Raw genomic sequence first — 15,467 nt, 5'->3', positions numbered from 1 at the left:
GGGAGAGTAGTTTCACTACATCGTTGATGATTTTTACATAAGGGTGTTGGCGCACTCCTTAAGCTTTCATCTTAATAAATAGTTATGTCATTATTTTCAGTTTTAAAGGTAAAAGGTTTAATTAGCTGCATGGCATTTAGTACTTGATTGATATCCTCTTTCGTGATAGTGGCAGTATATCGATAACGTTTTATTTTGGAGCTTTCTAAGTGAATACTGACATTGTACCATCGTTCAAGTTTTGGAATCAATTCTTCCATTGTCTCATCTTTGAAAACAAGCTTATTTGTAGTCCACGAGGTTTCTTGTATATATTCTTCATTGTCTACATGTATCTTAGACAGATTTCCTATGGTAAGGGTCAAGTTATTTGTTGACTTCTTACCTTCTGCCAACATTTTAGAATCAACTAACGCAACTTTTTCATTTGGCTTTAATAAAATTTTCTCCTCTGGTCTTTCATTTACACTTAACTCAATAGCTCCTTTAATAAGAGTTGTCTCCGTTTTTGGTTCATTAGGATATGCCTTCACGTTAAAAGCAGTGCCCAATACTCTTATGGAGATTTTCTCTGTCTGTATAATAAAAGGCCTATTTTTATCCTTGGCGACATCGAAGTAAGCCTCTCCCTCCAAACTTACTGAACGCATTTTAGTGTCTTTTGTAAAATTATTATAAGACAACCTGCTATCAGCGTTTAGCCATACTTTTGTACCGTCAGGCAATAACAATTGTTTCCGGATACCCTTCTCTGCTATAATTTCAATTCTATTTTCTGAAGCCTTTTCGTAAATGTAGCTGCTAAAAAAAGTGAAAAAACTAATAATACATAAAATAACTGCCGCAGCTCCGTAGAAAAAAACCTTTCTCTTCAATATCAACTTTTTTTCTACTCGTGGAACATCTTTTATAAGAAGTTCAGCACTTGTGTCGAACTGTAATTTCTCTAGGTGTCTTATTTTATGACGCTCATAAAAAGAATCGAGTTTCTTATCCTTATTTTCACTCTTTTTCCATAATTCATTCACAAATTCCTCATAATATACTGCCTCGGGATTTTCTGCTAATAAATTAGTTAATTCTTCAAGTTCAACCTCGTTAATTTCACCCGTTATCTTGCGGGTCAGCAGCACTATGATTCTATTATCATCCATAAAATTCAGAAAGTATCTTTGTCATCCGATTAATACCCTCTATTGTAAAGACAATAAAACTTCTAAAATTCCCTAATGCATATTTATTTTTTATTGTGTGTTTGTCAAAACGTTGAGTCGTATAGTAGTTAAATAGTATTTAGTTGAGTAGTATAATAGTTGAATAGTTCATTAGCAGCAACGAACACCAGTAATTTACTGCTTATGAACGCTACTATTACTAAACTATTCCCCTATTTAACCACTTTCCTATTTAACTACTTAACGATTTAACCACTCAACCACTTCTCTATTTATCTACTCAACTAGCTCCAAGTACGATCATGAGATCTAGTATCATTCCATTGGGGAGTGGGCTCAAAGTAAGATTTATCTTTTTCGATAAGATGCTCTTTCACTACTTCATCGTTTAGTTCTATGCCAAGGCCAGGTGCCGTCAAGGGAACCGTAGCATACCCTTTTTCGATCAGTTTTCTTCCATCAGTTGTTTTCACCAAGTCTTCCCACCAGGGTACATCAACAGAATGGTGCTCGAGTGAAAGAAAATTTTCGGTTGCAGCAGCACAATGCACATTCGCCATAAAAGAAACAGGTGTTCCAGCTTGATGCATAGCCATACCTATACCAAATTCTTGTGCATAATCTCCAATTCTCTTTGTCTCTAAAAGTCCTCCAGATGAAGCCAGATCAGGATGTATTAAATCTACCGCACGGTTATGGATCAAATCTTTAAAATTATTCAATAAATATATATCCTCTCCAGTAATCGTTGGCGTTTCTATTGCTTCAGTAATTGTTTTCCATTGCTCTGTATATTGCCAAGGAACAACATCTTCCAACCAAGCCAGGCGATATTTTTCAAGTGCCTTTCCTAAACGTATACCATTATTTAAGTCAAAGTGTCCATAATGATCAGTTGAAATGGGAATATCATAGCCAACCATTCCCCTAACATGCTCTACAATTTGTGCCAATTCTTCCAGTCCTTTATCTGTTATTTGAATTTGTGTAAAAGGGTGCATTCTATTAGCGTAGGCCATATAATTATTGTCACCCCATTGTGCAAGTCTTCCCTTATCGTTCTCCCAAAATTTTGAATTTACCGTCGTACCCGGTTTTCCTCTAAGTTCTCCGATAGAAACATCCATTTTTAACCATGTATAACCCTGTTCTTGGATACGATATTGAATTAATTTCTTTTGTTCTTCTACAGAACTTGCTTCAGGAGTATCTGCATATAGCCTGACTTTATCTCGATACAATCCACCTAAAAGTTGCCAAGCAGGAACATTGTAGGCCTTTCCACAAATATCCCAAAGAGCCATTTCTACGGCACAAACGCCACCCGCCTGTCTCGAATCGCCTCCAAACTGTCTGATCATTCGAAAAATCTTTTCCACATTACAAGGGTTTTCTCCTATAATCCTGCTCTTCAAGAACAAGGCATAACGTTCATCAGCTCCATCGCGCACTTCCCCTAATCCATAAATACCTTGATTCGTATCGATTCTTATAATTGCTGTCCGGCCCATTACACGGGTAACACAATAACGTAAATCCGTTATTTTTAAATCCGATGGTGCCGAATTTCTATTTACCCTGGAAGTGGTATGCGCTAAAGTGTCTTCTATAGGCAATCCCATAAAACCTCCTAATGCAAGTCCTCCCAAAGCCACTTTTTTTAAGAAATCCCTTCGTGGTTCCGCTGTCAGCGGTTCCTTGCTTTCTATTAGCGCGTTTTGTCTTTGCTCACCTTCAGCAATAAGCGTTTGTTCTTTAATCTTTTGAATTGTATTTTTCATCTGTATATAATTATTTCGTTTATATTTTAATTTCTATTCATCAAGGAGATAGCATTAATTTGCACGATCCCAAAAAACACTGGTCCCCAAACTATTTCCACCCATTCGGCTGATTGCCTCCTGTACGTTTACGCTGTTAACTGAAGTTTCCCGTAAGGGATACACCAGTCGTTTAATAAATCCGCCAGCACTAGCTATAGAGGGATCCTGAGAAGGAAAATTTACCGGTTTTAGCTGCGGGTAATTACTTCTTCTGAAATTGGCCCATGCTTCCGACCAGCTTCTAAAAGAGCTCACCCAATACTGTTCATTAATCTGTTGTAGCGCGCTTTCTGAATTAAAAGAAACATTTGTTTCATTCAGGTAACTCTCTTTCTCCGCTGTGCTAATGTCAGCAGAGCCGTAAAGTGCTGTTTGCTCCATATGCGCCTTTATTCCACTTTCATAATATTCTTCAGCGTTTCCGCTACTCATATACCCTCTAACGGTTGCTTCAGCAAGCAACAGCTGTGTTTGAGAAAAGGTAACGAGGTATTCCGGTGCATCTATACGCATTACGGTAGCCCTATTGAATTGTGAGTATTTCCATGCAGCGCCTATCTTACCTGGATAATCCGGAGCAGATGCAATGGAGCTTTCATCGTATCCGTAGGGCATACCCTGTTGCTCTGCCGGATTCGTGTTGGCGGCACCTGCGGTCGCTAGCGGATTGGCAGGCACATCATATTTCACAGCAATGTAACGTAAGCGAGGGTCATTATTGCTTTTCAAAAACTCTATAAAGGGGCTTCCTATGTAATAATTTGCGCGTTCGCCACCTAACAAAGCATTCGAAGTACCATTCGTATAGACCGCATTAAATTGGATGAAAGCGTTGTCATCATTTGATGTCATCACGCCACCCCTAGTTGGATCCATCGCCAGCGTAACAATGGTTCTTGCTTTTTCTTCATCCGTCTTTGTAAAACGCATTCCGGTACGTAACAAGAGAGAATTTCCCAACCTTTTCCAGCGATCAACGGTTCCACCATAAAACAAATCGGCCGTTCCAATATTCATTTTAGCAGGATCCAGTGCATCAGTCGCTTCCTTATATTCTTGGATAATTGCTTCATATACACCCGCAGATGCATCATATTTAGGCAAATAATCTGCTTCTGTATAACCTAACCCAGCTTCTGTATAAGGAATATCTCCATAGGTATCAACTAAAAGTTGAAAACAATACGCTTTCCAAATGCGCGCCATATTGTATAAGTTACTTTGATCTGGATTTCCTGCCGTTTTATTGATCACTTCAATCAAATATCGAATGGGTCCGGTATAAATGGTATTAAATGCTTCGCTAGCATGTTGGTCGTTAATGATATTTCGATTTCCTGCAGCGAGAAGCCCCCCATAAGGTGTATTAATTTGCTGCACAATTTCTCCTTGATAGTGATAAGCGGCAATGGCCGATAAACGTTGTGCATTGGAGAACAGATAGGCTGGATCCAGATCATTTGCTAACGAAGGATTTATATTAATTTCCTTAAAATCTTTATCGCAGGCGCTATTCATAGATAACAGTGTTGCGGCCAGCAAAAACATTAAAATCTTTTTCATCTGTATATATTTTGTTTTTATTGATGTTATATTTGTTAATTAAGGCATCAATGAGCTCGCAGGCTCGGTTTAGTTGTCAGATGGAGCCTTTGATGATTAACATAATCATTGTCCTGTGTGCTTAATGATTATGTTAATCATGTCGGGTTCATGTTAGGATGATTATTAAAAATTAACATTTAGATTCAACCCGTACGTTCTGGTAGTTGGTAGTGCATGTGTTTCTAAACCAGTATTCAAGTCTGAGGCAGAATATTGCGTTTCAGGGTCTAGATTGTCGACCTTTTTACTAATAATAAAAGGGTTATTCACAAAGAGATTTGCATTTAGCGATTTGATGAATGTACCACGCAAAAATTTACTAAGATCATAACCCAGTGATATGGTTCGTGCACGGATAAAACTGGCATCATAGACGAAAGGTGTTGCGATATTCCCCGAACGGTATTGGCTATAAAACAGTTCAGCTTCCACTGGAGTTGTGTTGGGAGAGCCATCACTGTTCACGCCATCGAATATCACACCTCCTTCACGACCAACTAAGCTATTTTGATGCAAGCCATGCCGCGTCCAATTAAAATTAGAATTAGAAATCATCTTATGTCCCGCTTTAAAGTCGAGCTGCACAAAAAAACGAATACCTTTGTACGTTAGCGTATTCAGCCAGCCCCCGGTGTGTGGCGGGATAGCACTGCCATAAGTAATGATATTGCCGGGTAGAAACAAGCCGTTAGAGGTAATGATTTCACCATTAGTGTTGCGCAAATAATCCACTCCCCGAACAGATGCCATCGGAAGCCCTACTTCGTGCGAAATGATACCAATGTATTCGCCCGTTCCTACATCAAAACGAGTTTGGTTATCGGCCAACTGAAGCACTTTTGTTTTGTTGTAAGCATAATTTATCACCGACTCCCAGGTAATATGTTCCGTCTTGACAGGTGTAACACTTAAGGAAACTTCAACGCCCCTATTTCTCAATTTACCCACGTTCACCAATGTCTGACCATAGCCTGAAGCATTCGAGATATCTACATTTAAAATTTCATCCGCTGTAATTTTATTATAAGCCGCTACATCAACAGCTAAACGATTGTTAAACAATTTAAAATCGATACCCAACTCGGTCTCTTTTACGGTGAGTGGTCTCAGGTTGGCGTTCGGACTAATAGCGGAAGTAATAATACCGAGTGGTACACCATTAAATAGGTTGTTTTCGATATTGTAATACAGTGCATTCGTATAAGGATCTGTATCCCCTCCCACCTCGGCATAAGAAGCCCTTACCTTACCAAAATTTAGCCAGGTAGGTTTTGATTTCCAAATTTGACTGAACACAAAACTGGTACTTGCAGAAGGATAAAAGGCGCTGTTAGAAGCAGGGTTTAATGTAGAAAACCAATCGTTTCTACCTGTTAAATTCAGAAACAGGAATTCGTTGAAAGAGAAGTCCACCGTACCAAATACAGAATTCACTCTTTTATGAGAAAAAGCATAAATTGGATTTTTTATCTGACCATTATCTACCGTATATAAATCTCTAATAAAGAAGTTGGTTACAGAAGTACCCATTCTTTCGGATTTTTGATCCATTGAATTCCCACCAAAAGTAGCGTCAACTCCCCACACACCGATTTCATGGTTTAATCCTATCAAAAAATCTATATTGCGCTCTCTAAACGTACTTGTATTCTGAAAATAATTCCCATTGAAGCCAGTGGGTGCTACCGGTAGCATTGCCGTTCCCGTAGGCCGGTTTGCGTGCCGCACATTGGTAAAAAAATCCTGCCCTACACGACCCTGTGCCCATAGCCAAGGGGTGAATTGATAACGCATCGAAACATTTCCAAATAAGCGATCTCGTTTCTGTGTTTCGAAACGTTCATTGATTGCCCAATAAGGGTTAGTCCGATCGGTAAACCGCGAAGGTCCAATTTCATTGCCCGTCACCGGATCTTTATAGGCATTTTTCAGCCATTGCATATCGATACTATTGGCTAACGTATAGACTGTTTGGTTGACGTTAAAAGCCTGTTGGTTAACGACTGGTGGATTATTATTAAATTCGTTTGAATAATTGGCATTCACCTGTACAGATAGATCTTTGTTTAGGTTATAATTCAATCCAACATTAAAGATTTTTTTATTATAATCTGAGTTTGGAATAATACTATTAGCATCTGTATTCGCAAAAGAAACCCGAAAGTTTCCTTTTTCATTCGCTCCTGACACCGCGAGCGAGTTCGTAAACGTTTTTCCAATATCGTAAAAATCTTTAATACGATCTTTATACGGAGCATAAGGGCGTTCAACTCCATCATGTTGCATGATCGGTAAGCCATCAAATCGTGGCCCAAAGCTCCACACGCCCGTTCTTCTTGCATCGGCAAGCGTTGCGTTCCGAATTCCATACTCCCCTTGTCCATACTCATATTGGAAGTCAGTATAATCTAAGGGTTGATCGGCCTGTAGGCTTGTACTATAACTAATCCCTATTCCTTCTCCCTGCTCTCCTCCCGATTTAGTCGTAATAATAATCGCACCATCTTTTGCTCTAAATCCGTACAAAGCAGCAGCAGCAGCTCCCTTTAACACGGTGAGAGATGCAATATCATCAGGATTAATACTTTGCAGTCCATCTCCCAAATCTGTATTTACTTCCCCCGTATTTCCACCACCCGCAGCATTCGCTCCACCCTGCGGTGCGTTATTGATAGGAACACCATTTACCACAATCAATGGGGAATTATTACCTCCAAAAGAGGATTGGCCTCTCAAGCGGATCTTCGAAGAACCTCCTGGCCCAGTTGGTGAAGGAGACACATTTAAACCCGCCACTTTTCCTGATAGACTGTTTCCCAGATTCGTTGTTCTGCTTTCAGTTAATTGCTCAGGTGCCACAGACGAAGCAGCATAACCTAATTTCTTATTTTCTCGTTTTATACCTAATGCGGTAACGATTACTTCTCCTAGCTGCTGAGCATCTTCTTGTAGAATTACATCAATTCTATTCTTCCCTCCTAAGGCTATTTCCTGAGAAAGATACCCCACATAAGTAAAGACTAACACCGAATTAGCTGGAACAGAGAGTGTGTATGCACCGTCGGCACCCGTTCTAGTACCCTTTCCCGATATGCCTTTGACTATTACACTCACACCTGTTAAAGGCTGCGCATCGGTTCCTTTAACCAATCCGCTAACAGTTACACTCGGTTGATTAGCCTTATTTCTTACGATCACCAGATTATCTTTCATCTGCATATACTCTAAATTAGTATTCGCCAATAGCATGGCTAGTACTTGAAGCACAGGGGTTTCCTTCGCCTTAATAGTAACAGGTTTATCAAAAGCGATGCTTTCCTCACTATACATCAATCTGATTTTTCCCCTTTGTTCAAGAATCGGAAATACGTTTTTAAGCTTTACATTTTGCACAACAAGATCAATTTTTTCTCCTTGCGAGTCGGTGTTGGCAATGGCATTGAGAGACAAAAAAATCGTCAAGAAAACACAGTAACGAAATGATAACAGGTTTCTTTTTGTAAAAAAGTAAACAAAAGAGTGCTTATAAAGAACTCTTTCGTTTAGTTCTTTTTTTTTCATAGCTTTGCTAATTATTGTTAAAAAATCTGAAGAATAGTGTTAAACTAATTCAAGGAATCAAATGAGAAGTGTTGGCGCACTTCTCATTTTTTTTATTATGTTGATGTCATATACGCATATTAAGGGTTAACAATACATTTTATTTATTTAACAGTATGCAATCTATTTAAGGCTTGCAGGTTTATTTCAATTGGCTCTATGAGTTCTTATTATTATAGACAAGTAATCTCAAAAAATTCCCTATAAAAATTTTAAAATATGTATAAAAAAAATTCAGATTAGTCTGGAAGTGAAAAAGCTATATATGATCCACCTGGCTTTAATCCATATTTTGTGCCACCTGCAGCAATAACCACATACTGTTTGCCTTTTGCTTCGTAGGTAGCCGGTGTAGCGAATCCACCTGCCGGTAGTTTATATTCCCATAAGATTTTACCTGTTTTTGTATCGAAAGCGCGAAAGAGTTCGTCTTGAGTAGCTCCAATAAACAGAACCCCTCCTGCTGTCACGATAGGTCCACCATGGTTTTCGGTACCCGTAGGAGCTACACCATGTTTCTTAAGTTCGGGAAATTCCCCTAATGGAACCTGCCATAGAAAATCTCCCGAGTTAAGATCTACTGCGCTTAGTGTTCCCCAAGGTGGTTTAACAGCTGGGTATCCGGCAGGCGTACGAAACTGTACCTGTCCGTTATTGACGTAAGGTGCGGTATAAGGGAACATCTTTTGACTATCGGTAGTAGCTTCAGATAACTTTACATTATTATGTAGATCGTCAGATACATCCATTTGCCCATCTTCTTTCATCAGAAAACTTATAATGGCATTTCGTTTAGATTCAGAAATATGTTGAAAAGAAGGCATCATACCTTTACCAGTGTTCATAATATCCTGTATTTCAGCTTTCGTAAAGCGTTGTCCGATATTAAGTAAGCTAGGATATGTTTTATTACCGCTCCCTTTTAATGCCGTACCATGGCAAGCCGCGCAGTTAGCTAAGTATAAGGCTTGCCCCCTCGTTACACGCTCTTTTTTTTCGTGCGCAATACCACTTGCCAAATCCATCATTCGCAAATCCCAAGGCATATCGTTCGCATTTACATACAAAACGCCATTTGGATCGGCTGCTGTACCGCCCCACTCAGCACCGCCACCAATATGGAAAATCAAAGAGCCCTCACTACTTGGGGGTATAAATTTATTACCCGACCGTGTTTCTTTAAATCGCTTCTTCACAAAGTCATAGCCATCGGCAGTCATATCATTAATGTCCTCCTCAGCAAAAAACTGTCTTGAAAATGGCTTTGGTTTCACCGGATAAGGCTGGGTAGGCCAAGGTTTTTCACCGGGCATAGCTCCCGAGCTTGGCACAGCTCGCTCTTCTACAGGAAATAGGGGTTTTCCCGTATCACGATCTAATACATAAATGACACCATCTTTTGTGGCTTGTGCCACCGCCTCTATCTCTTTACCGTAGTGGATAACCTTTATTAAGTTTGGCGGGTTGGATAGATCACGGTCCCACAAATCGTGGTGAATAGTCTGAAAATGCCATACCCTCTTACCTGTTTCTACATCTAATGCTAGGATACAATTGGCGAAAAGATTTGTACCATGCCGATCCCCACCATAAAAGTCTACCGAAGGTGAGCCTGTTCCTAAGTACACCACTCCACGTTTGGAGTCTAAAACCATACCTGACCAATTGTTTGCACCCCCTATTCTCTTGTAGGCATCTGCCGTCCAAGTTTCATATCCAAATTCTCCAGGCTGGGGAATGGTATGAAAGGTCCATTTGATTTTCCCAGATACTATATCATAAGCACGAATGTGACCAGGAGCAGCATCACCAAATTCAGACACTCTCGATCCCATCATTAATGTGTTTTTGTAAACCATGCCCGGTGAGGTTGCTATCACAAATAGTTTACTTATATCATGTGGAAGATTATCTCCCAGGCCTTCGTGTAAATCTACCCGGCCCCCTTTCCCAAAACTTTTGATAGCTTGGCCAGTCTGCGCATTCACAGCATACAAATAAGATCCAGCGGTAAAAAGAATTCGTTTTTCACCACCATCTTCCCAATAACTTACACCACGATTTGCATGATACTGAGGATTTGTACCTTTAAATGGATCAAAAGTCCACAGTTCACTACCAGTATCAGCTTTAATCGCAAAAACCTTTAATTGTGGTGTAGTACCATATAAAACATCATCAATAATGATGGGTTGGCATTGGATTTCAAAGCCCCGCTCACCTACCTTATTTTCTCCTGTATGATATTCCCATGCAACCCTTAACTGTTGTACATTTTTGGCATTGATCTGATTAAGTGGAGAATACCTATTCCCCAAATTATTGCCCCCATAAACGGGCCAATTTACCCCCGCATGATCGTTTCTTTTCTCATTCGAATCGGTACAACTATTGAATAAAAAAAAGATGATAACCAGTGATGTTAAAATAGGATGTTTCATCGTAAATCAGCACTTGTGCGATTCCCTGATTACCAACAATAAAAGCCTTATTAAAGGGCTGCAATATTTGAAATAATCGAAAAAATATGCACGGTTTATAAAAAGTCTACATGGATATAGACAGCAATATTGAATAATATCCCTAATGGAAATTTCAATTCCGTAAGAATATATTGAAGAGAAGAGTTATAAGGACAAAATGCTTATTATAATATTTAGGCCAGCTTAAATTCAGATTTAAGAATATGTGCTAATTTTTTCATCGCATTAACAAGATGTGCATCCACCGTTTTAGTTGAAACATTTAATATGTCAGCAACTTCTTTATAGGAGAAGCCCTCTTCCTTTACCAGTTGAAACACCAATTTACATTGCTTCGGTAAGGAAGCAATAGCCCTCTCTAGCTTTATCTTCATTTCGCCTTGTATGAATATAGTTTCCGGGCTGGGGGAACTTAACTGAATATTGAAATCTATTTCATCAAGGGAAAGGTTCTCTCTTCCCATTTGTTGTTTCAATAGGTTCAATGATTTATTACGGGCAGCAACAAAGGCATAATATTTAATATTCTTTACCGTAATTAGTTTTTCGCGCTGCTGCCAAACCATAAGCAAAACATCGCTAGCTACTTCTTCAGCCAATTCCCAAGACTTTAAAATGCCAAAAGAAAATTTCCGAACAGGGTTAAATAGTATATTGAACACTTCTATATACACATTTTCAGCACTTGAGACAGCCATTTGGTGTACTAAGGCAGTCAAATCAGACAACTTTTTCGGCATGGTTTATGAAATTGGTTATCTCAAATATAGCGGTTTAATGCGATATTAAAAATCAGTCAGTTGAAATGAGTGATTAAAAAGCTAAGACCCTCAGGTGTTATATCGCTTAGCGACATCCATCAACTTACTCTTTTACCTTGCATTAACAGACTAACAGCATCGTCAAAGGATCCTGCCCTGATCACTTCCCCTAAATTTACAAAAAATATTTCATCTGCATTCTCAATCGTATTTAAACGATGAGCTATAATGACCAATGCAGTATTTTTAGGCAGTTTTTTCAATATCTTATCAAGTAACTGTTCGGTAACGGTATCAATATTGGCAGTTGCTTCATCCAAAATAAGCACATCCGGGTCTCTTAAAACTGCACGAATAAAGGCGATCACTTGTTTTTGTCCTAAACTAACCTCATCTTCACTTGACTGCAGGTTGGTATCCAAGCCATTTTCAAAAATCGCAAGTAAATCATCTACACCTTTTGTTTTTATCAGCTCATCCAGCTCATCGGTACTGTAATTTTTATACCTCTTATTTCCATAGAGAATATTTTCCCTTATCGTTCCGGTAAACAGGAAGGGTTCTTGCAAAATAAAACCAATTTTTTGAGAGCGCTCTTCCGCTTCGTAAGATCTTATGTCTCGCCCGTTAAGTAATATCAATCCATGTGTTGGGTCGTATAAACGTGCCATTAGGGATGCCGTCGTAGTCTTACCTCCTCCTGTTGGCCCAACAAGCGCATAGGTTTTGCCGGCAGATAATTTAAAATTTATATCATGTAATACCTCTTTACCATTAGGATAAGAAAAATGTACATTCCTAAACGATAACACAGCGTCTGTTGCATCAACAGTCACTTTCTTCACTATAAGCAAATCAGTTTCCATTGATAATATGTGTGATATTCTGTCCCAACCCGCCATCGCTACTTGGAAACTTGACCAGAGTGCCGCTAACTGCCTTAAAGGATTATAAAAATTCACTGCATAAGACAAGTAGCTTACCAGCAATCCAATAGTAAATTCGCCGGCAGCAATTAAATAAATACCAAATGTTAATACAATCAATTGTGCAACGCTCGAAAACAATCCATATATTGGTATAAACACATTATTGGCCAAACCAGCTCCAATGGCTGTACGATAGTTTAGTCGGTTTGCTTGGTCAAAACGTTTTCTAAAATAATCGCGTCTGTTAAAGGCGATAATTACTTTAAAATTATTGAGGCTTTCCTGTATTTCGGCGCTCATGCCCCCAACGCTTTTGAGATTAATCGCATTTTTCTTCTTAACCCAGGGAGATACAATTTTTGTAAAAATGAGTATCAATAGTGCTGGCATCAGGGTTGCTAAACCAAGTTTAACGTTAATCGATAGTAAAAAGATCCCTGCCCCTGTCATGATCACTATACTACTTATAAATTGTGTCAAAGCCTGCGAAATGAACTGATTTAATTTGTCGGTATCATTATTGACACGGGAAATGAGATCACCGGCTTTATTTTGGTTAAAGAAAGCGATGGGCAACTGTTGTAATTTATTGAATATAGCATTGCGCAAGGTAAACAGCAAACGCTGACCGATGCCACCCATTAATTTCGTTTGCAGGTAACTTGTAAGAAGTACTGTCAAATACATCGCCAGTAATATGCCCGAAAAAACCAATACACCATGATATTGTTTCGTCACGACATATCGATCTATAGTATGGCCTATTAAAAACGGGCCCAACAAATTAAGAGAAGAATTAATCAGGATGGCAAAAACTGCCATTGCCAGCTTTTTTCTCTCATGTGAAATCAACTGCAGCAACCTCTTAATAGCGGAGTAGGTCGATTTTTTTTGCTCTTCCTGGGGTAATTCATTAAGATTATAATTCATAATTACTCGTGCTTTGTTGTGAATGGAAGAGTTGAACATATTCTGGGCTTGTTCGCATTAAGGCTTCGTGCTTTCCAATGGCGACAATCTCGCCCTCCATCAATAAGATAATCTGCTCGTACCCTTCAACAGACGCGATCTTTTGCGTAACCGAAATCAAGGTTAATTCCGGGTAATTTTCCTGGATATTTCTTAATATTTTTCTTTCCGTTAGATTATCTACCCGTGCGGTGAAATCATCTAATAGCAATACCTTTGGATTTAATGCTAATGCTCTTGCTAGCATGATGCGCTGTTTCTGCCCACCCGATAGACTCGAACCACGCTCCGAAACAATTGTATTTAACTTATCAGGTAATTCATCTATAAATGTACTGAGCTCGGCAGTGGCAATAGCTTTTTGTAGCGACTCGTCCGTTGCCTGATCGCTGAATGCAATATTCTCCCTAATACTCATATTAAAGATAATACTATCTTGAAAAACAAAACCTATCTGACTATGAAAGAACTCCGCATTATATTCATTGATTAAATATCCATTAAAAGTTATTGCGCCCAAATCGGGTTTTATTAAACCTGTTAACAAATAAAGTAGTTGCGTTTTCCCCGCAGCAGTGGGCCCTAGAACAGCAGTTTTGGAACCAGGCTGCACAGAAAATGATACATCTTTTAATACAGGCTTTTGTCCATAATTAACAGACACTGAGTCAAGTTTTATTTCACCATTGAGTTCAACTTTAATTGAACCAGTCTTTTCCAACTCCGGAGCCTCAATCACGCCATTAATACGTTCATATGAAGCTGTTGCCTGCGCAATTACATTACTCATAAAACCGATGACCAAAATCGGAAAAATTAACAGCGCTAAATAACTGTTAAAAGCTGCAAAATCTCCGAGGCTCATACTTCCCGAAATTACAAAATGCCCACCAAGCATCAATATCGCCAGTCCCGCCATATTTGCCGTAAATACTATTACCGGAATAAGTCCTGCAAAAAGGCGCAGAATCGCCAACCCATAATCTTTCGCTTTTATATTGGCCTCTAAGAATTTATCGTATTCCAATTGCTGTGAATTGATTACCCTGATAATAGCTGCTCCTAAAATACTTTCATTAATAACTTTATTAAGCCAATCGATTACCGCTCTACTCTGGATAAAAAGGACCCTAACTTTGCGTAATACAATAAAGAACGTCCCGCCTATGATTGGAATGATGGCAATCACTGCTAAAGCCAAGCGCCAATTAATAGCGATTAACAAGATACTTGCTCCAATGATGATAAACAAAGAAGAGGCGATGGAGACAATAGCCTGCGAGACGAATAATTTAATCGAATCTACATCCGCTGTAAGATTAGTGAGTAGTTTTGACGGATTAGATTCTTTAATAAAGGCAAAACTTTGTTTAGATATCTTATCAGAGAGTCTCGTTCGTAAATCTCGCGCTACCCTTTCTGAAGCATACGTTTGTAAAATGCTTTGCAAATAAGTGAATATAAAAATCACCAATACAACCGTACTAAACTGCAAAATAACCCGACGAGCATCAAAATGTTGATCCCGATAAGCATCGATGCCATCGCCGATGATCCGCGGAATCCATAAATTTAATCCGTTGCTGAAAAGTGCAAACAGCAATAGTAAAATAAGCATGCCCTTATATGGTTTGAGCAGACTGAAAATACCCGCAGATTTTTTCTTATTGTTCGGATTTTTATTTGTTTTCTCCATTACGACTTCAATCAATAAAACAACTTAATTGTTCGGGTTGCTACCTAAAAACGAAAATTAATTTATTAAGCTACAGATTTACCTCACAAAATAAATGAATATTTATTCTTAGCTAAAAATATTCAAAACTTGACAATAGCTTGTAAGAAGCTTGAGTCAAATCATTCGCAAAAGATACACATAGAAAAAAGTATATCCTTAAAAATTAAAATTATTTTGATATTAAAAAATTCCCCTGCAATGATCATCACCCCAGTCTATTTATCTCAAAAAAAGCAACCAACCAAACCATACCAGTTAATTTAAATTAAAAAATAAAATACTGTTTATCTAATATTTACAACAACTATATAAACATTAAGTATATATATAACAAATATAAGATAGCTTGTGTGGATGGTGTTTCATAGTTTAGCATAAATAATC

8 protein-coding genes are annotated in these 15,467 nt (G+C 38.6%); all 8 read right to left on the bottom strand.

Features of this window, described 5'->3' with window-relative positions; translation table 11 throughout:
- Window positions 1-71 precede the first annotated feature (71 nt).
- Window positions 72-1,154: a FecR family protein gene (locus BMY50_RS22095; RefSeq protein WP_093329214.1), complete on the bottom strand. Its 1,083-nt coding sequence runs from the start codon at window positions 1,152-1,154 to the stop codon at window positions 72-74.
- A gap of 305 nt (window positions 1,155-1,459) precedes the next feature.
- A complete protein-coding gene (locus tag BMY50_RS22090; RefSeq protein ID WP_093329211.1) occupies window positions 1,460-2,956 on the bottom strand; it encodes a mandelate racemase/muconate lactonizing enzyme family protein in 1,497 nt (498 codons plus the stop codon).
- 54 nt (window positions 2,957-3,010) lie between these two features.
- Window positions 3,011-4,561, bottom strand: a complete 1,551-nt coding sequence (locus BMY50_RS22085) for a SusD/RagB family nutrient-binding outer membrane lipoprotein (protein WP_093329210.1) — start codon at window positions 4,559-4,561, stop codon at window positions 3,011-3,013.
- A gap of 165 nt (window positions 4,562-4,726) precedes the next feature.
- Window positions 4,727-8,164, bottom strand: a complete 3,438-nt coding sequence (locus BMY50_RS22080) for a SusC/RagA family TonB-linked outer membrane protein (protein WP_093329209.1) — start codon at window positions 8,162-8,164, stop codon at window positions 4,727-4,729.
- A gap of 278 nt (window positions 8,165-8,442) precedes the next feature.
- Window positions 8,443-10,644 (bottom strand): pyrroloquinoline quinone-dependent dehydrogenase, encoded by a 2,202-nt coding sequence (locus BMY50_RS22075; protein WP_093329208.1) that lies wholly within the window; start codon window positions 10,642-10,644, stop codon window positions 8,443-8,445.
- Between the two features lie 215 nt (window positions 10,645-10,859).
- Window positions 10,860-11,426: a sigma-70 family RNA polymerase sigma factor gene (locus BMY50_RS22070; RefSeq protein WP_093329207.1), complete on the bottom strand. Its 567-nt coding sequence runs from the start codon at window positions 11,424-11,426 to the stop codon at window positions 10,860-10,862.
- Window positions 11,427-11,545: 119 nt separating this feature from the next.
- Window positions 11,546-13,306, bottom strand: a complete 1,761-nt coding sequence (locus BMY50_RS22065) for an ABC transporter ATP-binding protein (RefSeq protein WP_093329206.1) — start codon at window positions 13,304-13,306, stop codon at window positions 11,546-11,548.
- Window positions 13,296-15,041 (bottom strand): ABC transporter ATP-binding protein, encoded by a 1,746-nt coding sequence (locus tag BMY50_RS22060; protein WP_093329203.1) that lies wholly within the window; start codon window positions 15,039-15,041, stop codon window positions 13,296-13,298. The genes BMY50_RS22065 and BMY50_RS22060 overlap by 11 nt, the downstream gene beginning before the upstream one ends.
- Window positions 15,042-15,467 lie beyond the last annotated feature (426 nt).

It is taken from the genome of Olivibacter domesticus (genome assembly GCF_900109575.1).
Taxonomy (GTDB): Bacteria; Bacteroidota; Bacteroidia; order Sphingobacteriales; family Sphingobacteriaceae; genus Olivibacter; species Olivibacter domesticus.
This window is presented reverse-complemented; position numbering and strand designations above follow the sequence as displayed.